General features: G+C 67.8%; 32 protein-coding genes. 6 read left to right on the forward strand and 26 right to left on the reverse strand.

The genetic code is table 11. The features are described from left to right. The 10 genes from E0H75_RS42065 to E0H75_RS42105 all read right to left on the reverse strand — a co-directional run. Nucleotides 1-1,888: hypothetical protein (locus E0H75_RS42065; RefSeq protein WP_202873454.1), on the reverse strand; the 1,888-nt coding region annotated here is incomplete at its 3' end. A 103-nt stretch (nt 1,889-1,991) separates the two neighbouring features. Further along, nucleotides 1,992-3,284, reverse strand: a complete 1,293-nt coding sequence (locus E0H75_RS42070) for a hypothetical protein (protein WP_131519337.1) — start codon at nt 3,282-3,284, stop codon at nt 1,992-1,994. Beyond that, nucleotides 3,281-3,733: a hypothetical protein gene (locus tag E0H75_RS42075; protein ID WP_131519338.1), complete on the reverse strand. Its 453-nt coding sequence runs from the start codon at nt 3,731-3,733 to the stop codon at nt 3,281-3,283. Before E0H75_RS42075 ends, E0H75_RS42070 begins: the two co-directional genes overlap by 4 nt. A gap of 128 nt (nt 3,734-3,861) precedes the next feature. Next, complete coding sequence (locus E0H75_RS42080) at nt 3,862-4,278, reverse strand: RRQRL motif-containing zinc-binding protein (protein WP_131519339.1); 417 nt, start codon at nt 4,276-4,278, stop codon at nt 3,862-3,864. Nucleotides 4,279-4,280: 2 nt separating this feature from the next. Continuing rightward, nucleotides 4,281-4,592, reverse strand: coding sequence for a hypothetical protein (locus tag E0H75_RS42085; protein ID WP_131519340.1), 312 nt, complete (start codon nt 4,590-4,592; stop codon nt 4,281-4,283). After that, nucleotides 4,589-4,831 carry a hypothetical protein gene (locus E0H75_RS42090; protein ID WP_131519341.1) on the reverse strand — a complete coding sequence of 81 codons (243 nt, stop codon included), beginning with the start codon at nt 4,829-4,831 and terminating at the stop codon, nt 4,589-4,591. The genes E0H75_RS42085 and E0H75_RS42090 overlap by 4 nt, the downstream gene beginning before the upstream one ends. Further along, nucleotides 4,828-4,980 (reverse strand): hypothetical protein, encoded by a 153-nt coding sequence (locus E0H75_RS43450; protein WP_165554475.1) that lies wholly within the window; start codon nt 4,978-4,980, stop codon nt 4,828-4,830. Before E0H75_RS43450 ends, E0H75_RS42090 begins: the two co-directional genes overlap by 4 nt. Beyond that, nucleotides 4,977-5,336 (reverse strand): hypothetical protein, encoded by a 360-nt coding sequence (locus E0H75_RS42095; RefSeq protein WP_131519342.1) that lies wholly within the window; start codon nt 5,334-5,336, stop codon nt 4,977-4,979. The genes E0H75_RS43450 and E0H75_RS42095 overlap by 4 nt, the downstream gene beginning before the upstream one ends. After that, nucleotides 5,333-5,779, reverse strand: a complete 447-nt coding sequence (locus E0H75_RS42100) for a hypothetical protein (protein ID WP_131519343.1) — start codon at nt 5,777-5,779, stop codon at nt 5,333-5,335. The genes E0H75_RS42095 and E0H75_RS42100 overlap by 4 nt, the downstream gene beginning before the upstream one ends. Further along, entirely contained in the window at nt 5,776-6,051 is a 276-nt protein-coding gene (locus E0H75_RS42105) for a hypothetical protein (protein WP_131519344.1), read from the reverse strand. Before E0H75_RS42105 ends, E0H75_RS42100 begins: the two co-directional genes overlap by 4 nt. Nucleotides 6,052-6,385: 334 nt before the next feature. Here E0H75_RS42105 and E0H75_RS42110 point away from each other — a divergent pair, with 334 nt between their 5' ends. Together E0H75_RS42110 and E0H75_RS42115 are read left to right on the forward strand one after the other, a co-directional pair. Beyond that, a complete protein-coding gene (locus E0H75_RS42110; RefSeq protein WP_131519345.1) occupies nt 6,386-7,759 on the forward strand; it encodes a helix-turn-helix domain-containing protein in 1,374 nt (457 codons plus the stop codon). Nucleotides 7,760-7,763: 4 nt separating this feature from the next. Then, nucleotides 7,764-8,642 carry an aminoglycoside phosphotransferase family protein gene (locus E0H75_RS42115; RefSeq protein ID WP_202873455.1) on the forward strand — a complete coding sequence of 293 codons (879 nt, stop codon included), beginning with the start codon at nt 7,764-7,766 and terminating at the stop codon, nt 8,640-8,642. Nucleotides 8,643-8,663: 21 nt separating this feature from the next. On the opposite strand, the gene E0H75_RS42120 is transcribed toward E0H75_RS42115, so the two are convergent. The 7 genes from E0H75_RS42120 to E0H75_RS42150 form a co-directional block, all read right to left on the reverse strand. Continuing rightward, nucleotides 8,664-9,509, reverse strand: coding sequence for a helix-turn-helix domain-containing protein (locus E0H75_RS42120; RefSeq protein WP_131519347.1), 846 nt, complete (start codon nt 9,507-9,509; stop codon nt 8,664-8,666). A gap of 12 nt (nt 9,510-9,521) precedes the next feature. Further along, nucleotides 9,522-10,067: a DUF6879 family protein gene (locus E0H75_RS42125; RefSeq protein ID WP_131519348.1), complete on the reverse strand. Its 546-nt coding sequence runs from the start codon at nt 10,065-10,067 to the stop codon at nt 9,522-9,524. Continuing rightward, nucleotides 10,064-10,288: a hypothetical protein gene (locus tag E0H75_RS42130; protein WP_131519349.1), complete on the reverse strand. Its 225-nt coding sequence runs from the start codon at nt 10,286-10,288 to the stop codon at nt 10,064-10,066. The genes E0H75_RS42125 and E0H75_RS42130 overlap by 4 nt, the downstream gene beginning before the upstream one ends. A 90-nt stretch (nt 10,289-10,378) precedes the next feature. Next, nucleotides 10,379-10,591 carry a hypothetical protein gene (locus E0H75_RS42135; protein WP_131519350.1) on the reverse strand — a complete coding sequence of 71 codons (213 nt, stop codon included), beginning with the start codon at nt 10,589-10,591 and terminating at the stop codon, nt 10,379-10,381. A 189-nt stretch (nt 10,592-10,780) separates the two neighbouring features. Further along, nucleotides 10,781-11,173 carry a single-stranded DNA-binding protein gene (locus tag E0H75_RS42140; RefSeq protein ID WP_165554477.1) on the reverse strand — a complete coding sequence of 131 codons (393 nt, stop codon included), beginning with the start codon at nt 11,171-11,173 and terminating at the stop codon, nt 10,781-10,783. Between the two features lie 195 nt (nt 11,174-11,368). Beyond that, complete coding sequence (locus E0H75_RS42145) at nt 11,369-11,902, reverse strand: hypothetical protein (protein WP_131519352.1); 534 nt, start codon at nt 11,900-11,902, stop codon at nt 11,369-11,371. Between the two features lie 770 nt (nt 11,903-12,672). After that, a complete protein-coding gene (locus E0H75_RS42150) occupies nt 12,673-13,551 on the reverse strand; it encodes a GNAT family N-acetyltransferase (RefSeq protein WP_165554479.1) in 879 nt (292 codons plus the stop codon). 324 nt (nt 13,552-13,875) lie between these two features. On the opposite strand from E0H75_RS42150, the gene E0H75_RS42155 reads away from it, so the two are divergent. Together E0H75_RS42155 and E0H75_RS42160 are read left to right on the forward strand one after the other, a co-directional pair. Further along, nucleotides 13,876-14,214 carry a hypothetical protein gene (locus E0H75_RS42155; RefSeq protein ID WP_238163595.1) on the forward strand — a complete coding sequence of 113 codons (339 nt, stop codon included), beginning with the start codon at nt 13,876-13,878 and terminating at the stop codon, nt 14,212-14,214. Further along, complete coding sequence (locus tag E0H75_RS42160) at nt 14,214-14,459, forward strand: hypothetical protein (RefSeq protein WP_131519354.1); 246 nt, start codon at nt 14,214-14,216, stop codon at nt 14,457-14,459. Before E0H75_RS42155 ends, E0H75_RS42160 begins: the two co-directional genes overlap by 1 nt. Here E0H75_RS42160 and E0H75_RS42165 read toward each other — a convergent pair. Both E0H75_RS42165 and E0H75_RS42170 read right to left on the reverse strand, forming a co-directional pair. After that, nucleotides 14,407-14,970 (reverse strand): MucR family transcriptional regulator, encoded by a 564-nt coding sequence (locus E0H75_RS42165; RefSeq protein WP_131519355.1) that lies wholly within the window; start codon nt 14,968-14,970, stop codon nt 14,407-14,409. The genes E0H75_RS42160 and E0H75_RS42165 overlap by 53 nt on opposite strands. Nucleotides 14,971-15,031: 61 nt before the next feature. Continuing rightward, nucleotides 15,032-15,946, reverse strand: coding sequence for a hypothetical protein (locus E0H75_RS42170; protein ID WP_131519356.1), 915 nt, complete (start codon nt 15,944-15,946; stop codon nt 15,032-15,034). Between the two features lie 19 nt (nt 15,947-15,965). Here E0H75_RS42170 and E0H75_RS42175 point away from each other — a divergent pair, with 19 nt between their 5' ends. Both E0H75_RS42175 and E0H75_RS42180 read left to right on the forward strand, forming a co-directional pair. Further along, nucleotides 15,966-16,223: a hypothetical protein gene (locus tag E0H75_RS42175; RefSeq protein ID WP_131519357.1), complete on the forward strand. Its 258-nt coding sequence runs from the start codon at nt 15,966-15,968 to the stop codon at nt 16,221-16,223. A gap of 127 nt (nt 16,224-16,350) precedes the next feature. After that, entirely contained in the window at nt 16,351-17,010 is a 660-nt protein-coding gene (locus tag E0H75_RS42180) for an SMI1/KNR4 family protein (RefSeq protein WP_131519358.1), read from the forward strand. Between the two features lie 83 nt (nt 17,011-17,093). Here the strand turns inward: E0H75_RS42180 and E0H75_RS43850 are convergent, their stop codons facing one another. The 7 genes from E0H75_RS43850 to E0H75_RS42210 all read right to left on the reverse strand — a co-directional run bounded on the left by E0H75_RS43850 (nt 17,094) and on the right by E0H75_RS42210 (nt 22,942). Beyond that, on the reverse strand, nt 17,094-17,741 hold the full coding sequence (locus E0H75_RS43850) for a hypothetical protein (RefSeq protein WP_202873456.1): 648 nt from the start codon (nt 17,739-17,741) through the stop codon (nt 17,094-17,096). After that, on the reverse strand, nt 17,690-18,433 hold the full coding sequence (locus E0H75_RS43855) for a hypothetical protein (protein WP_202873457.1): 744 nt from the start codon (nt 18,431-18,433) through the stop codon (nt 17,690-17,692). Before E0H75_RS43855 ends, E0H75_RS43850 begins: the two co-directional genes overlap by 52 nt. A 356-nt stretch (nt 18,434-18,789) precedes the next feature. Then, nucleotides 18,790-19,395 carry a hypothetical protein gene (locus tag E0H75_RS42190; protein WP_131519359.1) on the reverse strand — a complete coding sequence of 202 codons (606 nt, stop codon included), beginning with the start codon at nt 19,393-19,395 and terminating at the stop codon, nt 18,790-18,792. 829 nt (nt 19,396-20,224) lie between these two features. Continuing rightward, the gene (locus E0H75_RS42195) at nt 20,225-20,713 is read right to left on the reverse strand and encodes a hypothetical protein (RefSeq protein ID WP_131519360.1); all 489 of its coding nucleotides are present in this window, start codon (nt 20,711-20,713) and stop codon (nt 20,225-20,227) included. 182 nt (nt 20,714-20,895) lie between these two features. Beyond that, the gene (locus E0H75_RS42200; RefSeq protein ID WP_131519361.1) at nt 20,896-21,177 is read right to left on the reverse strand and encodes a hypothetical protein; all 282 of its coding nucleotides are present in this window, start codon (nt 21,175-21,177) and stop codon (nt 20,896-20,898) included. Nucleotides 21,178-21,378: 201 nt separating this feature from the next. Beyond that, nucleotides 21,379-22,647: a zeta toxin family protein gene (locus tag E0H75_RS42205; protein ID WP_131519362.1), complete on the reverse strand. Its 1,269-nt coding sequence runs from the start codon at nt 22,645-22,647 to the stop codon at nt 21,379-21,381. After that, a complete protein-coding gene (locus E0H75_RS42210; RefSeq protein ID WP_131519363.1) occupies nt 22,640-22,942 on the reverse strand; it encodes a hypothetical protein in 303 nt (100 codons plus the stop codon). The genes E0H75_RS42205 and E0H75_RS42210 overlap by 8 nt, the downstream gene beginning before the upstream one ends. Nucleotides 22,943-22,944: the final 2 nt, after the last annotated feature.

Genomic DNA, 22,944 nt, shown 5'->3' on the forward strand with positions numbered 1-22,944 from the left:
CGTCGGTGCCGGCGGCGTTGGAGCCGCGGACCCGGGAACCGTAGGAGGTTCCGGCGGCGGCAAGGTCGTCGCCGGTGAGCGTGCGGAGCTTGACGAGAGCCAGGACCCGCTCGACCTTCTCCTCGGTCGCGTATTTGACGCGAGCGGCTTTGGCCAGCACCTGGCCGCGGCGGATGATGCCGCACCAGCCCGGTTCCGGGGGGAGGCGCCGGAGGTCGATGCTCTCGGCGGTGCTGGAGCCGGTGAGCATGGCGGCGGTGCCTTCGCCCGGGCGGTGGCCGATCATGGTGCCGTTGCCGGCCATCAGGCCGCGGGCCTTGCGGCCGCCGATCAGGTCGTCGCCCATGGGGTCCTGGGTGATCTGGATGACGCGGACACCGAGTTTGCGGCCCTCGCGCAGGATCTCCATGACCTGGGCCTGGGATTTCTCGGACAGTTCACCCTTCGCCGTGGTGGCTTCGTCGATGACGAGGGTGAGCACCGGGTCGGTCTCAGCCCGGCCGCGCCACTTCGAGACCTTCGCGGTGGCGCGGCGGCTCTTACGGGAGCGCATCACCGAGTGCGCGGCAGCGATGGCCTGCTCCCACTCCTGCTTGCCCTCGACGGCCCACCAGTCGCAAGCGCCGGCGAGGTGCGCGGCCGAAGTGCCCTGTCCGCCGTCGACGTAGAAGACGACCTCAAGGCCTTCGACGACACCTGGAAGCACCAGATGGACCAGCGTGAACGACTTGCCGGTGTTCGAGGTGCCGACGATCATGGCGTGCTCGACGCCGCTCTCGTTGTACAGCGCCACGCCGATCTCGCGCTGGTCAGCGGTGTCCGCGATGGGTATCCCACCGGTCTCGGTTAGGACTGGGCCGTTCCAGACCGCCGCGACCTTCTCCAGGTGCCGGGTCGGGGTGAGGGTGACCTGGATCTGTCCGGAGTCCTCGCGGTTGGCATTGAGGTCGACGGTGCCGATACCCATGTGCAGGGCACGCTCGAGGTGCTTGCGGAGCTCGCTACTGACGGCATCTTCGGCGTGGACCTCGTCGGCCAGGTCGAGCGCGAACGCGATCGTGCCAGCCACCGGCTCGCGCAGCGTGGCCACAACGATCCGGGAGCCCTGTAGTTGCTTGGGGCCGCTCGGGCCGCCGACCGTGTGGGGCCAGGCCGTCAGCAGCGCTTTCGCCTCGTCTGACAGTTCGACGAGCTCGTCCTTGGGTTCGCGGATCTGCCGGGAACGTATCCACGCGAGGGTCTGCGGTCCGGTTGCGGCACCCAGTGCCGCCGCGGCGAAGCCTGTACTGAGCCCGGTCCAGTGCATGCCAGCCGAACCGGCGACCCACACGCCTGTGCTCCATCCGGCTGCCCCGGCGAGCCATCGGGTGGCGATGAGCCGCTCGAGACGGCTCAGCCAGGTCCGGCCACCGATCGTGTCCGGACCCTTGTGGGCGGCCAGCAAAGCGAGCGCGGCCGCGATGCTCATGCTGATCGTGGCCGGTCCGGGCACACCGGCAGCAGCCCCCATCGTGACTGCCGTGGCCACCGCCGGCGTCAACTCCCAGCGGTGCTGCCACGCGGCCCGCCGTACCGCGCGGATGGCAGCCGCGGCTTCGTCCCCGCGTCGCGGCGCCTGATCAACCACCTGGCCGGGAACGACCTGGCCGGTGTCTGGGTTGCCGAGCCGAGGCAGTGCCGGGAGCTGAGTGTGAGTGGAGGACCGCCTGCCCACACGGCGGCCGGTGCCGGGGTTCGGGGCCTGGGCGGCGAGCTGGTGGGCGGTGAGCAAGGCCTGCAGGTGTTGGAGGTAGCCCGGGGAGAGCTGGGCTGGTGTCTGGTGGGGAGGTTTGACTTTGCTGGTGAAACGAGACGCCTTCCGTGGGGCGGGCTGCCGCTTGATGACCATCGGGCTGTGCTCCTTCGGGAGTATCCGGTTGCCGCGTCGTTGGCGGTCCTGGCTGGCTCTGAACCGTGCCCCTCGTCGATCAGGGGGCCAGGACCTTTCGGGGTTAGTGGGATAGGAAGCCGCTTAGGTCGCCCTTGGCGCGGGCCTCCGCAGCGGCCTCGCCGACGGTGCGCGCCTTGGCGATCTCCTCGCCGATCGCCGTCAGCTGCTCCATCAGGCCCTCAGGGCCCTTCAGCTCCGAGGCCGCCTCGGCGATCGCGCTGATCGAGGCGTCCAGGCCGTCGGTGCTCCAGGACGTTCCAGACCAGCGGTCGGGCAGACCGCCACCCCAGCCCTTGATCTCGCTCAGCGCCTCGATGAGTGCCTCGATCGCGTTCTTGGCGGCGTCCACTTCGCCGGAGACCTCGTCGAGGGTGGCCAGCTCTGTACCTGCGATTGACATGGCTGTCGTGTCCTTCCGGGTAATGGTGTTGAGGTCGGTGTTGCCCATGGCCGGGTAGGCCGTGGGTGTCTGAGAGGCGGCCGAGTCGGCGGGCTCGCTGGAGCCCATGAAGGGTTCAGCAAGCGCGTAAGGCGCTAGATCGTTCCGCGTAGCCAGCTCGTTCCGGCTGTTGTAGAAGCTGGCCACGAAGTCGGCCTCGTGCTTGTCCTGGGCACGTATCGGCGCGTCCAGGTTCATCCGGTCGAACACGAAGAAGTTGCCCGTCTCCGGGTTCTTCCACGTGTAGTACCGGTCATCGTCGACTCGCGGTTCCTCGAGAACCTCGCTCGCCGACTCGCTGGTCTTCTGTTCCTGCAGCGCCGAATCGCCGACCGCGGCACCTAGGTCGTCGGTCTTCGAGCTGAATAGCAACTCGCCATCCTGCTTCGGGTCGGTCTCGCTCACGGCAGCTTGCGGGCCGCTGGCAGCCCGCCTGAAGGACGCGGGCCAATCCGGATGGTCCGGGTGCTGATCGAGGCGTTCGTGGACCTCGTCGCGACGCGTCGGTTCGGCGGTGGGATCTGCCACGACGGGCTGAGTATCTGGTGTGGGCGTGCTGCTGTGGTGGCGACGGTCGCGCCGGGTGCGGACCGTCGTACGAACGCCACCAACGAGGTTGCGGGTTCCGCCGGCGGCTCGACCGGATATCCGCGAGCCATGCGACCACAGGTCCCGGCCTTCCTCGCGGGCCTGTCGAGCCGCGGTGACGCCTTCGCACCATCCGGCCAGCAGCGGCCGGCGCCCGTTGCTCTTGCTGTTGCTGGCGGACCCCTTCTTGGAGCGGTCACGCGACGGTCTGGGAGGCATCCCCAGTACCGCGCGGAGCGCGCCCGCGGCGCCGCGGGTGCCGGTGAGGGTGGCTTTGTCCGGGGCCACGAACAGGTAGGCCACCAGGAGGATCACGACCAGTGTCATGAGAACCAGCCCCCGACGAACTTGACCAGCTCGTGGCTGCCGCCCAGTACCACTGTCTGCAGTCCGTCACCGGCTTTGCCCGGTACCGAGGCCAGCAGCGAGGGCAACGGGAACCCGGCGAAGATCAACCAGTCCGGGTAGTCGTAGCGGAAGAGCCTCTCGGGAAGCAGCGCACCGACCCACAGGGCACCGACGAAGGCTGACAGCAGCCACATCAGCGGTGTGCCTACGGCGCCCTTGCTCAAGTAGTTGACCAGGTCGGCGAAGCTGCTCAGAAGCCAGGTGAAGGCGTCGCCGAGCCAGCCGGTCACGCCGAGTGCGCCGGCGCCCGCGACCAGCAGCGCCGAGACCCTGATCAGGATCGCGTCGAGCCAGTTCGGCGTGAACTTCATCAAGAACATCGCGGCGACGCCGAGGAGGAGCGCCGAGATCCACGTCATCGTCGTCACAGCGGCTCACCGCCTCGGGTTGTGGTGTGCAGGAACGTGCTGTGCATCGGTTCAACCCCTCTCGGGACGGTGGAAGTCATGCGGGTTGGGGCCGCCGGGGAGGTCTGCGGCCCGGTGGGTTGCAGTACTCATGCCGCCACCGCCTGCAGACGGCCGGAGGCCAGGTCGGCGGCGTACGCGTGATCGCCGCATAGCCGGTCCGCCAGCCGCACGCAGTGGTCGGCCACGTGGCCGGCAGCGCAGGTACGGCGGGCCTGCATGGCCTTGTTCCAGGCTTCTTGTTGCGCCGGGGTTTGGATCCGCGACGGCTTCGCGTACGCGGTGACGTAGACCCAGGCCCAGTTCCGGCCGGCCTTGCCCCATCGGATCCGTCCGAACGGCTCGTGTCCTCCGGGAGACAGACCGGCCTCTCGCAGCTGCCGGCGGGTGGACAGCCCTGGGGGCGCGCAGCGGAACTCGAACTCGGGGATCCCGTCGACCAGGCGGCCGGGCCAGCAGGCGTGCGCGCTGCCCTCCCACAGGTCGACGTTCACAACTGTCGCCATGGTCACTGCACCGCCTGCAGCCAGGTGCCCGTCAGCGCTTCGAGCCGCTCGCTGTTCTCCGGGGCCAGGGGGAGCTTGTTGATCGGGGATCGCAGATCGGCCAGCACCTGGTAGGCCTGGTGCATCAGGCTCCTGTGGTGTCGGATGAGGCCGTCGACGAGGGCGATCTCGTCGCTGAGGGCCAGGTACTGCCTCGTTCCACGGCGGCAGGCCTTCCGTTCGGTGCGCAGCTGCTCGATGTCAGCCAGCAGTTCGCACACCTTGGTGTAGTGGCTGGGGCCACTGGTCATGACGTCGGTGGTGTTGGTGGTCATCGCTTCTCCTGCGGGCAGTAGTGGTCGAAAGTGGCCAGCTCGGCCGCGAGCTCGAGGCTGTGGCCGGCGGCCTGGTCGGCTTCCACCTGCAGGGCCTCAGCCGGGACTCCCCAGGTGAAGGCCGGCCCGAATCGTTCGTCGGCGGGGGACTCGACGACGTCGCCTTTCGGCTGTACGCCGTACCGCTCGCACAGGAGCCGGGCCGCGGTCGGCGATAGCGGCGGCCGGTCGGTGTTCACGACTTCTCCTCGAGGTCGCCTGGGTTGCAGCCGCGGGTCACCACTGGCTGCGGGCAGCAGCGGTGCCGGCGGGCTGCGGTCCGGCCGGCGTGCTGGCGGCGGTAGAACCGTGACCACCCGCATGCCGGGCACTTCTTCGAGGCGCTCATGCCGCCTCCTCGACGTCGGCGGCCGGCGCGTCCGCGGCGTGGCCGCCGCCCAGCACGCGCGTTCCGGAGAGGTTGAACTGCTGCCCGCCCAGGACCATGGAGCCGCGCTGGGACTCTGGCAGCGCGTCGGCGATGAGTGCGCACTTGGCCAGGACCGGGCACCACGTGCAGGCCTCAACCAGTTCGGCCGCCAGGGCGATTCCGCGGGCATCGTCGAGCTGCGGGGACGTGAACAGCCCGGGCCACTGCCGGCATGCCGTGCGGCCGCCGACTGCATCGATCTCCCGGCCGAGTTCGCCGTACAGTTCGATGCCGAGCTCTACCTCGGCCTTGTTGCCAGATGGGATGGTGCTCACCACTCCACTCCTTTGCCGAGCTGGATCCGGGCCTCGTGCACCAGGGCTGCGACCTGGCCGACGATCACCGCACTGCCCAGAACCAGGGCTGCGAGCTGGAGCCAGAGCCCGGACCAGGCGGCTGTCGCGAGCGCGGCCAGAACGGCGGCGATGGCCGGCGACAGGTCGCGGCCTCGGGGCAGGTGCCCGTCGCGGGCGTCGTTGAGGATCTCGACCACCGGTCCGGCGGCGATCGCGATCGTGCCGAGGGTGATCGCGACCCCGGCCGCGGCCGCGAGTTGTCCGGAAGCCCGGTCGCCGAACAGCCAGGTCGACGTCGCGGCGGCGACGGTTACACCGGCGGCAGGCGTGATTCGGGCCTGCATGTGGTCCAGGGAGGGTCTGGAGGACCGCGCGTACGGTGCGGGTCGTACGTGCGGCGTGTTGATGGTTGGGGTGCTCATGCTGCAGACCTCCCGGTCTGTCCGTGGCCGGGCACTGGGGCCGGGCCGAACTCGCGCGCCACCGTCTGCCGTGCAGTTCCAGACGGGGGCAGGGTGAAGGGCTGCACGCTCAGCTCGTCGCGAAGCGGCAGCAGCGGGTCCGGGGCGCCGGTCTCAGCGGCGGTCACAGACGCGCGGGCAGCGGCCAGCAGGTCGCCGTACTTCTGACAGGTCAGTGCATGCAGCAGTCGCAGCCGCTGCAGTTCTCGCCCTGTCTCCGCCGGACTCGTCATGGGAAGGTTCCTCTCTGGTCACTCACTGTGCGGGAATGGAATAGAATGGAATCAGTCTGCATATTCCGGTATCACTCGGTCAAGGGGACGGCGGAATCATTTGGTATCGATCCGGGGTTTCTCATCGCCGGCTGGTACGGCCGCGGGTCACACTGAGGGAAGTGATGCGGTCACGGGGTGTGTGGGCTACCGCGCCGAGCGAGGTCTCTAGGTCATGTCACCAGGGAACCAACGGCGGCCGGGTCTGACCATGAACTGAACCTGCACTGAACCTGCACTGAACCGCACTTTGACGGCGGCCGGGCGCGCGGCGCGAGCTCGGGGAGGAGAGCTGATGAGCACGGTGGTGACAACTTGGACGGGTGCCAAGGCGAGGGCTCTTCGCACCGCGCTCCGGTTGACCATCGACGAGATGGCCGAACGGCTCGGCAGCTCTCCGCGTGGCATCGCGAAGTGGGATAGCCAGCCCGATCTCCACCCGGGCGTGGCGAGTCAGCGGGATCTGGACGTCCTGCTCGGCGCCGCGACTGAAGCTGAGCAGGCGCGCTTCGCGCTGTTGCTGAAGGATCTCGGGGACACCGGTAGCGCCAAGGCCACCGATCAGGGCGTTGTCGTCGGGGGCGAGGGTTGGGTTCCAAGCGATCAGCAAGGCGAGGACCTGGCTGGCATTGGCGCCCGTCGGCCATCGGCTTCGGTCTTAGCTGACCCGATCCAGATAACGGTCCAGGCTGCTGCGGCATCCTTCGAGTTCCTGGCCTGGGCGGAGGACCAACTGCCTGGCGCGGTGGTCGATTATGTGATGTCGGAACTTCAGCGGCTCGCGACGGCGTACGTGCACCAGCCGGCTCTTCCGATCTTCGTTGACCTTGTTCAGCTGCGCGACGTCACGTTCCGGCTGCTCAAGAACCGGCCGCACCCGCGCCAGTCCCGCACGTTGTTCTTCACGGCAGGCTCCGTCTGCACGCTCCTGGCACATGCTTCGCAGAACCTGGGCAACTCGTCCGCGGCTCGAACGCAGGCCGCGACAGCGTGGGCGTGTGCTGAGCAGGCTGATCACGCTGGCCTTCGGGCATGGGTGCGAGGAACTCAGGCGCTGATCGCCGAGTGGACCGATTCTTATGCTCAGGCGGTTTCGTTCTCTCAAGACGGCCAGCGCTATGCCTCGGGCGAGCAGTTGGTCCGGCTTGCCGCGATCGAGGGTCGCAGCCTGGCACGCACTGGCGATGCTGAGGGAGCCATCGACGCAGTGGCGCGGGCTACCCAGGCGAGGGATGCTGTCGACGGCCCGGACGAGCTGGGGGAGCTCGGCGGCATCTTGACGTTCCCGGAAGCGAAGCAGCTGTACTACGCCGGCAGCACGCTGAGTTTGGTTGGTCGGCATGCCGATGCGGAGAAGGCCGCGCGGGATGCCATCTCCCTGTATGTGGCTGGCTCGCCTGCCGATCGCTCCTATGGTGATGAGGCTCTGGCCCGCGTCGACGTCGCGGCGGCCCGGCTGGCTGACGATGATCTCGACGGGGTGCGAGAGTCCCTCGCCCCTGTCCTGGCGCTGCCGGCCAACCAACGAATCCGGCAGATCGGCGACGGCCTCTCGCGGGTTCAGCAGGTTCTCGCACGTCCACGCTATGTCCGGGCCGCGCCCGGCATGGAGCTGGCCGAGAGCATCGCTGGTTTCTCTGCGACTGATGCCTTTCCCCACCTACGCTGAGACCGTGCTAGCCACCGATGCGTCCACAGTCCACGCCGCCTGCACTGAAGCCGATCTGACCAGCACCAACGCTCTCCCTCTGCACGAGCACGCAACCAGTGTCTGGTGGTTGCCGGACGTCGATGCTGTTGCTCGGATCAGCCCGGGGGAGATGCGAGCCGATCTCGAGCGCACCATCTCGGTCACACGCTGGCTCGTTGACCATGGATTTCCTGCGACCGCGCCCTTGCCGGTCGACCAGCCCATCGCAGTCAACGACAGCCAGGTCACTTTCTGGCGGTACTACAGGCCACCGTCGCCGCTCCCGGCGGCTGAGCTGACCGCAGCTGCGCTCGGCCAGATGCTGCGTCGTTTGCATGATCTCCCCGCGCCCGACGTGCAGCTCCCGGTGTACCGGCCTCTTGCAGGCCTGGGAGATCTACTGACAGCCGATACAACGCTGCCGGCCGTTGATCGTGACTGGTTGCAATCCCGCCGCGTCGAGCTCCTGGAGGAGTACGCGGGGATCGAGTCAGCCTTGGGGGTTGGGTTCATCCACGGTGATGCGTACCCCGGAAATGTGTTGTGGCACGACACGCACGCTTTGCTGGGCGACTGGGACGAAGTCGCGCTCGGCCCCCGTGAGCTCGACCTGGTCAACACCCATCAGGGAGCACGCGTCGGCCGGTCGGCCGCGGTCCGCCGACGTTTCACCGAGGCCTACGGCTGGGATATGACGACGTGGCCCGGGTTCGGCGTACTACGAGAGATCCGCGATCTCCACACTCTGGGTAGCTTCATCCGGAGGGCGGAGCGGGGTGATCAGGTCGCTTCTGACGAGCTGACCCACCGCATCAGCACCTTGAAGGCTGGCGACATCTCTGCCGCATGGCACATCTGCTGATTCGCAGCCGGACGCGCTCGTTCAAGCAGACAATTGGTCGGCGAGGGCTCGGCACAGTTCGGCTGCTTTCTCGCCGGTGAGGGCCTTCGCGAGCCATTGGCTGTGCAGATCGGCGTAGAGCTTTAGGTCGTCCTCACCGGTGACGGTGGCTTCGCCGTGGGTCAGCTCCGCGGTTACAACCCTGCTTCCGTCGCTCAGTTCGTAGAGGTTGTAGCCGCTCCATGGAATCGCCGGCCACGGTGCGCTCTGGGGCACAACTCCGATCGTGAGCCAGTCCCCGCGGATGGCGAGTTCAGCGAGGTGCTCCAGTTGCCCTTGTGTGACGAACGGCGCGTGCAGGACTTGCTCGAGCATGACGAAGGAGAACTGCCGTGCAGAGTCGTCCAGGAGCTTCTGGCGCTCCAGGCGCGCGTCGAGCGCGGCCTCGTGGTCGAACATGTGCTCAGAGTCGGCCAGCTCCATGATCGCCATGGCGTACTGCGGGACTTGGAGCAGCCCGTGGATCGTGATCGGGTCGACGGCGTACAAGACGCGGGTGTCGCCCTCGATGTTTGTAACGTGGGTCTGCAGGTGGGTTTGATCGCGCAGCTGCAGCCGGTAAGCGACCGTCTCGGAGTGGCTTGCTTCGGCCAGTGCGAGGACGTTGTTGCGGGTGGCGGTGTCTGCGCCGACGGCGTCGAGCCAGGCGCGCGTCAGCTGGAGGTTCAGGAGACGCGCGCCAGACTCGGCTCGACTGATGGTCGGCTGGCTCACCCCGAGGCGTTCCGCCATCGACCTGCCGCTGATGCCGGCCTGCCGGCGGAGCCGGCCAAGCTCGACAGCGACCTGTCGACGTGCAGGAAGAGATTCGGTGGTGGTCAAACCCATCAGCCTCCAGGGCTAAGCGCTCATCTGTTGCGCGCTACGTGCTGCTTCGAACGTGGTCAGGTAGTTGTTCAGGGTTGGGGCGGTTCGCCACAGTTCGATGACTGCTGCGAGGTCGGCCAGCTGGTCAGCTGGGGCTTGGTCGGTGCCGTGGAAAGCGCCGTGCTCGTCGTACCGCATGAGATAGCCGACGGCGGTCGGCGTGCCGGCGTCGAACAGCCAGAAGTCCTGATGGCCGGCGAGCTCCGGATGCTCCGCGCGATCGAGCAGACGGATTTGTTCGCCGCATGCCTGCGACTCGACGTACCGGCCGACCTCCCAGGACTCATAGAGCGTCGGCGTGGCGCCGATCAGGCGTAGCCGTTGCCATTGCTTGCCCTCGGCGGTTGTGGCGGCCATCTGGGCCAGCCAGGGCATGGTCCGGACCGAGCGCTCAGCCAGCGGGCGGCCGTCGCGGTATGCCTCGAGCTCAGCCGCTTCGTCGGGGACGTCATAGGTGGGCAGCGTCTCCAGCCGGAAGGCTGAATGCTGGAAGTTCTGGAAGGCGTCGACGAGCGTCACGGCTGGGCCTTTGTCAGCTCGTCGTAGGCGCTGATGATCAGCTCCCGCGGGATGCGGAGGAGGCCCTCGTGGACGGGAATGTCACCGACAGCCGCCGTGCTCGTGGGGTCTAGATGGTCGCCCTGGATGATCACGGTGTCGGGCGCTTGATCGTCGACGTAGACGGTGGGGCAGTTGCCGTTGGAGCAGCCGGGGTCGCCGCCGGCGATACGAGAGATCATGGGCCAACACCTTTCGTGGTGATTCCAAATGATGCCACCACGGTCCCGGACTGCTGGCCCTTGGTCAAGAGCAACAGGCCTGGAGCTCGGTCAGAAGGCGCCCATCCTGTAGGTCTTGCTGGTTCGGCCTGTCTTGACGGTGAGTTCGCAGTCGGTGGGCTTGAGGCCGTGCCGTTTGGCCATCGCTCGAAGGAGGTCGAGGCAAGCGTCGGAGTCCTTGACATCGACGTCGATGTCGGGTGCGGACTCGACGGTTCTGGTGCCGCGGCGAAGCAGCTCACGTAGTGCGACGTATGACGTCAAGGCGCTGTCCTTCCGATGGTTCAGGTCGGTCTCTCAGCCTGCACCAGTCGTGACTGAAAGTCCCGCCGCGAAGGCCCCGGCGTGCCGACGACAGCGGCAGGTCTATTCCGCGCGGGAATCACGGGCAGCGGAACACGGCGATAGGGGCGACGCCATGGGCGTCACCCCTATCGCTGGAGGAGGCGTGGGTCAGATCGAGGCTGGAGCGGGGTGGATCTCGGCGGGGGTGTGTGGCGTGGTGATCGTGGTGGTGTGTGCGCGAAGGCTGGGTCCGACGAGGTCGGCGATGATCTTCTGGGCGGATCGCTTCTGCTGGGTTTCCTTGTCGGTCCAGGTGTCGGTGGTGATGGTGCCGTGGACGATGACGAGGTCGCCTTGGGTGAGGCTTTCGATGATGTTCTCGCCGAGTTTGCGGAAGGCTTTGACGCGGTGCCAGGTGGTGTCTCCGTCTTGCCACTGTCCGTCGATCTGGCGGCGTTCGTTGACGGCGACGGTGAACTCGACGATGTTCTTGCCGCCTGGTGTGATGGTCAGTTCGGGGTCTGCTGCGAGCCGGCCTTCGAAGGTGACGGTGGTACGCATGGGGTCCTCCTGTGAGGGTGTTCGGGTGTGGTGGTCTTCGGGGTGTGGGTGTTGCGGGGCTGCGGTGGTCGGGGTGGGCGACCATGGCGCGCAGCTGCGACCGAGAGGCTCGATGCCCTGAGGTCGCATTCCTGAAGGCGGCAGGATGGAGGCGGGTCGGCCTCGATTCGAGCGAGGCCGACCCGTCTCCCGTCGTTAGCCGTTGTGGGCGGTGAGGTAGGGGTTGAAGGTGGCGTAGTTGGCGTGTGTCGCTGCCTGGTGACGCCAGCTCGGGAGCGCGTCAGCCCATGGGCCGTTTGGGTCGGTGTTGTCGGCCAGCTCGGTCAGGCCTTCACACGCGAACTGGTGGATCGGTGCGGTGAGCTCGCTTCCGATGTGGATCCGGCGGATCTCGTCGAACCCGCCTCGTGTCGCCTGGCGGCCGCGGCCCCAGACGGTGAGTTCGGCGGTCCAGCCTTCGCCTGTCGTGATGCTGCGTAGTTCGTAGCGGTAGCTGAGGTCGCCGGGGTCGAGGTCGTCGACGGGGTAGGACTCGGTGAAGTGGTCGCCGGTGGGGTCGGCCTGGGCGTGGTCCCAGTAGTTCTGTGCGCTGGGGGCCTGGCCGCGCCAGCGGCATGCCTCGATCCAGCGGGCGAGGGCGGACAGTTTGAACTGCGGTGTGGCCCATTGGGCGTAGAACGCTCCGGCGTGGTCGTCACTGTAGATGCGGAAGACTGCTCGTTCTCCCATGGCGCTGTGCTCCAGACACCAGGTGACGGGCCGTCAGTCCTTGGGTTGGCCGACCGTTTTCCGCCCCCTCCTGGCAAGCGGAATCCCGACCCGTAAGCGACTGGAGTGCACCCGCTGAAACCCGCAGGGTCACCGCCAGGTGGGCGGTTGCGCGAAAGGCGCGTCGGGTCATGATGAAGTGGCCAGGAGGGGGCGAAAGAGCGCCTTTTCACTGCGCCGGCGGAGTCGGCTCGATCATGCGGCCGCAGGCCGGCCGGATCATGTCCCTGACCGGTCGCCGAGTGAGCTACAGAACGCCGATGACTCTAGAACGCATGTTCCCTTAGGGCCTCGCAACTGTGTCTCTGATGTAGTCGACGCGGCGTCCTGGCGCGTAGCACGCGCGACAGAGCGTGGTTATCTGGAGTGTTGTCAACGCTCTGGAGGCGCGCCGGAGCTCCTTCCGGGCGGCCGTGAAGGCGGCCGGATGAACCCGATCAGGAGCCCCCTCCAAGCCGGCCGTCGTCGCGACTTCAGGCCGGCCGCGGGTGCAACTGAACGTCGATGCGCCCAGATCGCCAGGGTCTATGTGGGTGCGCTGTACCTAGCGGTGCGCATCAGCGGTCGGTCGAGGACCTCCAGGTACTCCAGTACGTGCTGGATGCCTCGGTCCGGAGCAGTGGACGTCACCTGGAAGATGGTGGGCCGGTTCTGCGATTCGTGGTTCAAGCGCTGACCTGGGTCCCCTACGACGGCGTCTCGCGGGCGTCTGCTGCAGCCATGGCCCGCTCTTACTGCGGAATTGGTCCCGAGAAGGTGAGTTGGTGGCCTTCGGGAAGGATGAGGGTGAAGGTGCGGCGGTACCAGGGGGTGTTGGCGGGTGGGGTGGCGGTTAGCCCGGCCGCGACGGCGGCGTCGTAGAGGGGATCGACCAGTACGCCGACTTCGAAAGTGATCGTGCTCGGCGAAATCTCGCTGGTTGCCGACTGAAGATCGATTCCGCTGCCGCCGTTCCACTGGGTGAGTTCGAGTCGTGCGAAGGAATCGTCGTCGCTTTGGAAGCGAAGGTGCAGGCCGAGCAGGTCTCGGAGGAGGGCCGCAGTGGTGGTCACATTGGGGACCTGGAGGATTGGACGGATCGCGAAGGTGGTTGGGTCGGAGGGGGTCGCGGCGCGGGCCATGATGATCGATTGGACGATCTCGCCGGGGTTGGTTCTGGGGAGGCGGCCGGCCAGGTCGAGACCGGCATTTCGGGCCACCCCGATCGAGCGTGTGTTGCGGGAATCGATCCAGGCCTCGACGCCGGTGATGTCGGGTTGCGCCAAGAGATGATCGACAACGACCCGGGCTGCTTCACTCATCAGCCCGGCGCCCCAGTGTTCGCGGCTCAGGTACCAGCTGAGTCCGCGGATCGTCGTACCTTGGTCGGAGAAGACAGCGATCACACCGATCGCCGTCTCGTCCGGCCGGAGTCGTAGGACCCACGTCCGGCCGCCGTTGTCGCCGAACTCCCGGTCAAGGCGTTCGACCGACTCGGCCTCGGAGCGACTCGGTGTCGAATAGCCGCCGCGTGCCCACTCGGGGTCGGCGAACATATTGTGCAGAGCCTCGAGGTCGCGGTCCAGATCGTACGGCGCCAGGTCGAGCCGGCGCGTTGTGAGCAGCTGCATCGTCCGATTGTGCCTGGATCCAGCCGGTGCATGGCGTTCACCGGGTCGCGGCGCGAGGATCATCCGCGATGAGCCGACTCGGCTAGGAGCCTTCGCTGTCGCCGGCGAAGTCGGCCGGCGCCTGGCGGCGGTGACGCCACCGGAAGTGCCTGAAATATCGGCAGGACGCCGCGGTCACCGATTCCGATGCCGACAAGTGGTACTGCAATGACACACCGCCCTGCGTCGAAGACGCCGTCCACACCGCAGACTCCCAGGTCATCGCCACATCTCAACCTCGAAGCTCAAGGGAACATAGGTTCGAATGTGTGGCATCCTGGCGGCATGGTGGGACGGTTCAATGTGCGCGAGGGTGCCGGCGATGCGGACTGGTCGGTGTGGGACAACGCGGCCAACGGGACTCGCGGGGCCGGCCTGTCTGAGGAGGCCGCGTGCAGGTTGGCTGCTGACCTCGAGTTGCAGTACGACGTGTACGGGCCGCGGTCACCGGATCATGTCCGCCGGGTGGATCCGCCGGTGCCGGTGGAGAAGGCCTGGGTGGCGGCCGGTTTCGTGGATGCGTGGGTCTTCGAGCAGGGGACCTGGATCGGTCGGGTCAAGGGCAGGGACAACAAGTACTCCTGGATCCCGGGCATCGAGCTTCGCCAGGCTGACCAGATCTGATGGCCGGCTCGACGGCGACCAGCAGGGGACCGGTGATCCGGCTGCAGGGCGGTCCGCGGGACCGGTGGGAGTACTACGAGCAGGACTTCCTCGACTGCGTCCGCTCCGCCCAGGTGATGGGCCAGTTGCACGGTCGGCCGATCGATCACCCGTCGAGCTGGCCGCTGTCGTACGAGCGGCCGATGTCGGGTCTCATCTGGGTGTGGCGCCCGGGTCAGAACTGTCATCCGAACCCGATCGGCTGATGCTGCCTCTATAGCCCCGGTTATAGCTTCGGTTGTAGCTGCTGGCGCAGCTGCGGCTGCAGAACCTGCGTCGGCGGGCGGAGTGCAGCGGGCAGAACACTGCGCGGCAGGCGGGGTTCTGGCAGGTCACCTCGGTGCCGTAGCGGCCGGTTCCGGCGCGGGCGGTCCGGTTGCTGGCGCGCGCTGCGGCGGTCCATGTGAGTGGCTGGCTGAGGCGGGCGGTCTGGGCGCGTTGCGGATCTCGTGCGGCCGCGAAGGCCTGTCCGGCGGGGGTGGTCATGCGGGCTTTCGCGTTGGTCTGGATCCGTTGCCGCAGCTGACTGCTGACCAGGCCGCGGCTGCGCTGGAGGCCGTGGGCCTCGCGGTACTGAGCGGCGGTCATGCCGTGGCCTCGCCAGGCGTGCAGGCCGAGGCTGGGGAACGCGCGGCCGCAGTCGTGGCACACCAGGCCGTCGCTGGTTTCGTCGAGCATTCCGTAGCGGCCGTGGCCGTCGGTGTCGCCGAGTTCCATCCGTGTCCTGCGCCTTCCGGGTCCGGTGGCATGCTGCCACAGCTCGCTGATGCCGGCGGAATCACCGGTCGAGGTCGGCGAGGCGCTGCTGTCCGGCGTCGCGTCGCTGCTGGGCGATGGTCGCGTTGCGGGTCGTGCGGTTCAGCTCGACCTGAAGGGCGCGGGTACGGCGGCTGGCGTCGCGCAGCAATTGCCGAGCCTGCTCAAGCTCCTCGGTGAGCCGGTCGATGGTGGCCTTGAGGTCGGCGAGCTGGTGCTCGTGCGCGTCGAGCTCGGCCTGGGCCTGGGCCCGTTCGGTCTCGGCTGCGGCGTACTCGCGTTCGGCCTGCTCGGCGCGGGTTCGGAGCTCGGCGCGGCGACTGCGCGCCGCGGTCGCCGGCGCCGACTGCGCCGTACGACGGGTGGTGGCCTTGCGCGGCGGCTTCGCCGGTGGTTTCCGCGGGGAGCTGCGGACGACGCGGGGTTTCACCGGTGTGAGCTGGGCGGGGTCGCCGGTCTCGTCGACGACGCCGAACCCGACGTGCCGCAGAGCGCTGGTGAGTTGCCCGGTCCGGAGCAGTTGCGCGGCGCCGGGGTCGATGACCGCGGCGTCGAGTGTCTCGATCAGCCGCTGCTCGGTCGATGGGCTGACGGTGTGGCCCTGGGCGCGGGCCTGCGTCCGAGCGGCGATCACGAGCTTGTGGACGAGTCCGTGCCGGCGCAGCGTGAGCTCGCGGAGGCTGCGCCCATCGCGCGCTACATGCGCCTGGCGTAGCTGTTCGCCGAGGTCGGTGAGTTCGGCGATGCCGTCGGGGTCGGACCGGACGAGCAGGTTGGCCAGCCAGGCCGCGAGTGTCGGTTTGCGCAGTGCTTTCAGCGTGGCGCTGCTGCCGTTGTCGCCGGCGTCTTTGGCCTGTTGGGCGACCTGGTTGCGGGCAGCGGTGAACTCGTCGGGTGGCAACCCGTAGAGCTCGAGCGCGGCCGCGGCGACGTCCACGTCACCCACCATGCGATCTGTGAGCGGCCTCGGGCAACGCCCGTACGGCAGGCCGCAGGGCCTCCCGGTCGCGGCTCTGCGGCACGCCGGATCCGGCGTGCTGGCGCATGCTGGTGTCGTGGCCGAGTGGCACTGCGGAAAGTGTGAAGGGGCTGCTGTCCCGGAGCATCATCGGCTGTGCCCGAAGCGTGATCCTCGCCTGCGGATCAAGCGGATCGTCGTGGTGGTGTGGCCGCCGTTCGTCCGCGAGGACGGCGGGTCCGATTCGACCCGCTGAATCGGGCAGTGACTACAGCAGGTTCTATAGCGTCGACTATCGCTGCGAGGTCGGGGCTCAGCCACTGGCGGGCCGAGCGCGGGAGGTTCACCTCCGTGATCCGAGCGGCTGGCATAGTCCAGGTGCTATGGGACGCTCGGTCGCGGAGTCGTGGGGTCAGATCATCGGGTGGCTGGAGGAGCATCTGCCGCAGGCGTTGGATGATCTGCAGCCGCCCGCTCGGGGGAGCGACATTACCGCCCTGCGTACCGCCATGGACCGGCGGTTGCCCAGTGACCTCGTTGCCTGGTTGACGTTGAACAACGGGTTCGGCCGGCGGGCCGGCTTCGGGAGTCTCATCCCGGTGCTCTACGTCCCGATGTCGGTCGAGGACATGCTCGGTGACCGCGAAATGTTGCGGTCCGTGTGGGCGACGATCGTTCCCGACGAATCTGGAACTGGCGAAGGGGAGCCGGCCGGTACCCCGACCTTTCCGTGGCTTGATGCCTTCCTCCCGATCGGTGACGCCGGCACCGACTGTCATCTGTTCGTTGATCTGCGCGAGGGCGAGCATTTCGGTTGCGTCGGCACCTTCGACGTCGAGATCGGCGGCTTCACCGAACCGGAGTGGTTCAGCGTCAGCGAGATGCTGGCCGATGTAGCGGACTCGCTGACTCTCAACCAGCCGGCTCTGCAGGCTCACGCCCGCCGAGTCCACGCCGCCACCCAGTTCCCCACGTCCCCGCCCCGGGCATGGACACCGCACGTTGACGACGGTTATCTGGACTGGAACCTCGTCGACCTGTGATTCCGCACCGACCGGCGGGACTGCGGTCCGCTGACGAGTCGACGGACTCGGCGATTCGCTGCGACAGGGCTCCGCAGCTGGTGTCAGTGCACAGGGGTGGCCGGCCACCGGCGGCAGCATCGTGTCTGCGGGCTCGATGCCCTGCAGATTCGACTCTCGCGCGGCGCCGACCCCGGGAGGCGCGGATACGGGTCGCGTCTCCCGGGGCCGGCTTCGTCACGCGGTGGCGGCGAGTTCCATGGCCTTGATGCCCTGGGCTTCGACCTCGTTCGCGACGTCGGCGCGATGGTCTGCGCGTACGACGTGACGGCCTGCAGGACACCGCCGGCGGTGCGCTGACCGCCTGCGATGAAGTGGTCGAGGATGCCGTCGATCTGGTCCTCGGAGAAGGCGAGCTTCTTCCCGACCGCCCGCACGACCTTGTCCGCGCTGCCGATCGGCTTGCTCGCAGTCGCCTCCAGGTCGGCGATCGCGCGGGTCACGTAGTCGACGTCCAGGAAGGTCGTCACGGCGTCCTTGGTCTTTGAGCGGATGAGCTCGATTTCCTTCTTGCGGGTCTCGTCCGACCACCGGATCAGGCCGTCGGCCAGCGGGCCGCCTCGGTGGATCTCGCGGCGGATCTCCTTGTTGATCGTGAGGCCGTTGTCGCAGACCTGCACGACCAGCTGGGGTGCCAGCGTTAGGGCACCGGCGCCGACCTCGCTGTTGGAGAACACGAACCCGGCGAACATGGTCGGGTTGTCGTCGCCGGTCGCTCCGCTGAACGGTGACCGTAGCCCTTCAGCAGGGTCGGCGCGTAGGCCTTGATCTCGTTGGCCAGGATCCGCACGTACATCCGCGACTCGGTCAGGTCGCATCCCCGGATGTCGACGTGGATGCCTGCGGCGTCGACGCCTTCGAGGATCGCCATGAGGACGTCGAGGTGGTCCATCAGCTTGTACCCGTCGGACAGGAACGCGCGGCCCAGTCCCGGGCCGTCGGTGCCCTGGAAGGTCCGGACGAGGTAGGAGTCGTTCTTGCCCGGTACCGCCGGGCGGGTCAGCTCGTGCTTCCCGTTGCGCAGCCGGGCCTTGGCCCTGGCGCCGTGCAGCCAGCCGTTCACGTTGGCGTCGAACAGGTCCGGGCGGGTCTGGTGCATCCGCTTGAGGTAGCCCACCGGCACGTCGAGCTTGCTGGCGATGCCGTTCAGGAACGTCGAGGTCGGCCGGTACGCGCCGTCGACCTGGGTCACGCCGTCCTCGGTGAGCTCGGCCTCGGCGCCGCTGACGATGATCAGGCCCTCGTCGGCGCGGATCGCGGGTGCCGGGGCCACGAAGTCGACCTTTCGGGTCTGCTGGGTCTTCAGCATGTCCACCAGCGACGTCAGGTCGCTGTCGCGCAGGGTGGTCTCGTCGGGCGTGGGGAAGGTCTGCTCAACGGTCATCACACCCTCCGGTTCCTGCCAGGCGGCGGGCCGTCGGTCCTTGGGTTGGCCGACTGTTTCCGCCCCCTCCTGGCAAGCGGAGTCCAGACGTGTCGGGTCATGATGAAGTGGCCAGGAGGGGGCGAAAGAGCGCCTTTCACTGCGCCGGCGAAGTCGGCTCGGTCGTGCGGCCGCAGGCCGGCCGGATCATGTCTGGCACAGTCACCACCGCGCCGTTCGGCCGCCCTAGTCTGGGGTCGATCGCAGTAGTGGCGCGCTGGGCCGCGGTTGAGGGCTCGATGCCCGATGACGCGGGAACCGACCCGCGCGCGGCGGCACCCCTGAACCTGCCCAGGGACACCGCCGGGGCCCGGGGGTCAGGCCACGAACAGGTGGCCTTGCGTGGGCCGGTAGCGGCACTCGACGGGCTCGCCGTGGTGCAACCCGGCGCACTCGATCCCGGTCAGGGTCCGGTCCTTGCGGGTCAGTCGACGGCGGGTGTCGGCCGCGATGTCGTCGATCGCCGCGCCGTGCAGCGCCTCCACGTGCTCCATGTACGCCCCGTCGCGGATCTCCTCGCCGGGGAACTGCTGATCGGGAAAGACCACCCTGAACGCGCGGGCGTACAGCCCGAACGCGGGCGACGTGAGCGGGGCCTTTTCGCTTGCCTCGCTCGCGACACAGCAGATCTCGGCCGCCGTGCCGGGCCGGGTGTCGGACCCGGCTGCGACCCTGTCGAGGATCTCGCGGCAGTACGCCCGGAACAGCGGCTCGCTCCGCTGCATCAGCGGATGCACCGGGGTGAGGAGACTGAAGCTGTGCCAGATCGCGTCCGTCGCGCCGGGGTGCCGCAGCTGGGCCTGTTCGATCTCGTCCTCGGCCCACCCCATCGCCCCGAACACCGACTCAATCGACTGCACCTCCGCGAACAGGTCGGCGATCGTGACGGACGTGGTAGCGGTTGTGGTCGTGCCTGCGCTCATCGCGAAGACTCCGGTTCTGCCAGGTGGCGGGCCGTCGTCCTTGGCTTGGCCGACTGTTTTCCGCCCCCTCCTGGCAAGCGGAATCCGGATCCGTAAGCGACTGGGGTGCAACCACTGCGAACCCGGAGGGACCGCCGCAGGCGGGGTGGTTGCGGGCCAGGCGTGTCGGGTCATGATGAAGACGCCAGGAGGGGGAGGAAACCCAACCGGTACAGGGCCGACGGCAGTCGGCTCGATCGCGCGGCCGCAGGCCGGCCCGGATCGTGTCTGTCGTCGAGCACCGGGCAGGTCAGGCAGCTCGCGCGCGGCAGCTCGTGGTTGAGGGCTCGATGCCTGAAGACGCGGTACGGCGTACGAACCCACTGCGGTGAGGGGCGCGCCTGGAATCGGCAGGCGCGCCCCTCGGTCTGTCCGGCGGTTGGGTTAGTACTGGTAGCGGGCCACGATCACGTCAGCGACGGTGTCCGGTACGGCCGGGCCGATGACGGCGAACTGTGCGGAAGCTGGGTCGGTCCACAGGTGGGTTCGTCGTTCTCCAATTCGCCGGCCAGGCGCCGCGCTTCGGCCTCGTCGGGTCCCCCGCAGTGGAACGGTGATGACTGTTGTTGCCGTCTTCAGGCAGCGTGTAGGGGCCGCGATCCGTAGATCGATGAGTTCGCTGGAGGGTTCGACCGAGAACTGACAGAGGCCCCGACCTAGTTGCAGGTCGAGGCCTCATTGCTGTGCCGCTGGTTCTGTTACATACCGGAGCGGTTGGTCACCCGGGCGCCGGCGCATACAAGCTCCGCCGAGGCTACGGATGCCTCTTCAGCTACTGCCGTGGTGGCTGCTAGCCGAGGTGGTCGATGGTGAACGACCGGCCAGTGGACACCCTGGACAGGTTGACCAGCGTGTTCGGCTGGAAGACGTAGGGCGAGCATCGAACGTAGAGGCCGTCCTGCCAGCACGCGCTGGCCCAGTAGGCGCCGGTGTAATAGCCGGTGCGGTTCGCCCAGCTTCCTGAGATCGTTCCCGGCTGGCCGTAGAAGCCTTGGTTGTAGTTCGGCGGATTCGCGCGCCAGCAGCCGTCTGAGGCCTTGCACGAGTTCGTCGTGCTGATGGCCGGTTGCATGATCGGGCCCTCGTTGACGGACAGCACCTTTCCGGTGTGGACGTCGACGGTGAACGTGCGTGGGCCGGGCTTGGCGATGAGCTCCCGGACCTCTGTATCGGACAGTGGGCTCCCGCTGATTGCGGTGGTCCCAGTGACAGCAGAGCCGACAGTGGCGACGGCTGTTGCCGACGTGAACGAGCCGATTGCCAGGACAACGCCCAACACGGCCGTAACGACAGAACGTAAACGCAAGATTCCTCCCCAGGACGGATCGCTGCCTTATGTAACGCAACGAATAGGAAGAACACTATGCGTGATGCGTCAGGGACCGTGTGTGATGCGGCGAGTCGCGCCAGATCTGCGGCTGCAAGCTGGATGCAACTTCGGGCTGCGTTGCATCCGGTGACTTAGCTCCGGCTGATTGCCAGAATTCCGCCGGTATGGGCGTCTTGCGTGTAGTGCTTGGCTCCCGGCAGGCGGTCGAACTGCTCGACCACCGCGGGGGGCAACGGCTTGGACGACGTCACCGATAACAACTCGCCGGAGTGAACATCGACGATGACCGTCGATCCGCCGGTCGGTAGGGCCGGCTGGGCTCCAGCGGGAGCCGCGGAGGCCGGCACCAACTGCACTGCCGCACAGATCGCGGCACCGATGGTGACAGCAGTAATCGAGCGCAGACGAGTCATCGTTTCCCCAGAGGTCAGTACGGTCCAGGCGGCCGCCCAGGAGACCAATCTAGTTCTGATCAGGACGCAGCTGGCGATCCAACATCCCATCTGTGTCCCGGAATCGTGCGAGCGATTCGATCGTCGAGCAACCGCCGCGAGATTCGCATCGTGGTTGCGTCCCAGACCTGGGGGCTGCCGACATCAGCGCGGCACCGGTGGCTAGTCGAGGCCGGGGGAGTTGTCCGGTGCGGTCTCCGGCGCGATTCCGGGGGGCCGCGGCGGTGGAGGATCTGCTGCCGTCGGTGGGTCGGTCAGCGCCGAGCGCGGGGTCTGGGCGCTCAGCGTGCCGATCGCGTCCTGGATGTCCGGGTCGAGTGTGCGGGGTGAAAGAGCGGTATGGAGCTGTTCGCGGACGAGGTTCTCCGCAGCGAGCTGCACAGGTGTGAGCTCGGTCCGACGTGCGGCTTCGGCCGATACGTCGTCGAGCCTGCCGGCGTTCGCCAGCCGTGCGTGCAGCTGCTCGTCGGCCTGCAGGCGCAGTGGGAGGTTCGGCTGGAGCGGTTCGTCGACCAGGGCCTGGAGCAGGAGTTGTGCTGCTTCGTAGCCGCTGCGCAGATCCCCGTCGGGTCGAGGGGCGGCCATGGACATGATCCGTGCCGCGTCCTGGTGGGTGATCCGGACCAACGTGGGACGGGAGGTCTCGTCGATCGCGTCACGGCCGGCGTAGGTGAGTACGGTGTCGCGTTGCCGTGCCATCCAGGAGTTGGCTTCTTCTGCCGGCAGTGGACGCCCCCGGACGAACTTCAAAGCGGTCGCGGCCTTGTCTGCGGCGAAAGGAGTGGGGTTCGAGGATTTGTCGAGGACATACAGGTCTACGCCGGTGCGGTCGGTGATGGTGATCCGTCGTACCGCCGGGCTGCCGGCCAGGACCCGGATGGTCTCGGGCATCATCCGGTACGACAGGTCGTGGAGTTCAGGCGGTGTCCACCGCCCTGATTCCAGGAACCGGTACTCGCCGTCGAGGCGGCTGACCTCCTCGCGGACGGCCAGGCCGATGACCTCGACGGTGTGGCTGCCGGCGAACGCCTCGGCGGTGGCAAGCGGCATCTGCGGGTCGCGGAAGACGCCTTCGAGGATCAGGCTGTAGTTCGCCCGGCGGGCGTGCTCGATGCTCCACTTCACCCAGTGGGCAGTGGCCTGTCCGGTCGCCTCGAGGAACAGCCAGGGCTCGGTCTCCATGATCGTGTCGTGCTGCGGATGCAGAAACCGCAACGCGTCACCGGTGAGCGGCACCAACTGGCTGTCTGCGTGCCGGTGACGGGCCCGGGCGATCGTCTGGCTCTTGCCGGCGGCCTGCTGCGCACCGACCAGCACGAGCACCGGACGGTCCTGCGGCTGGTACGGCCCGAAGACGTAGTCGATGACCCGTTCCTCGAACCGGGTCCTGAGCTCGTCCTCGCTCAGGAAGTAGTCGCTGGCCTCAGCCACGCGCCCGGGTTTCTAGGGTTTTCAGCTCCGTCCGCCACCGCTGGATGTGCTCGATCAGCGCTGCGCGGTCGTCGGCGGGGACGTCGCGCTGCGCGTCGCGCAGCGCGAGGACCTTGGTCCACCAAGCCTCGGTCTCTGCGGTGGTGGTGGACTCGTCGGACAGTCGCATGTAGCGGCTGCTCAGCGAGGCCGCCGTCTCGGTGAACGCGTCGAACACCATCGCTGTCGGAACGTTGTCGAAGTTCTCGCCGAACGCGGAGTACCGCGAGGCCGGTCCGGCGGCTGGGTCGGTCACGT

It is taken from the genome of Kribbella capetownensis (assembly GCF_004331485.1).
Lineage (GTDB): Bacteria > Actinomycetota > Actinomycetes > Propionibacteriales > Kribbellaceae > Kribbella > Kribbella capetownensis.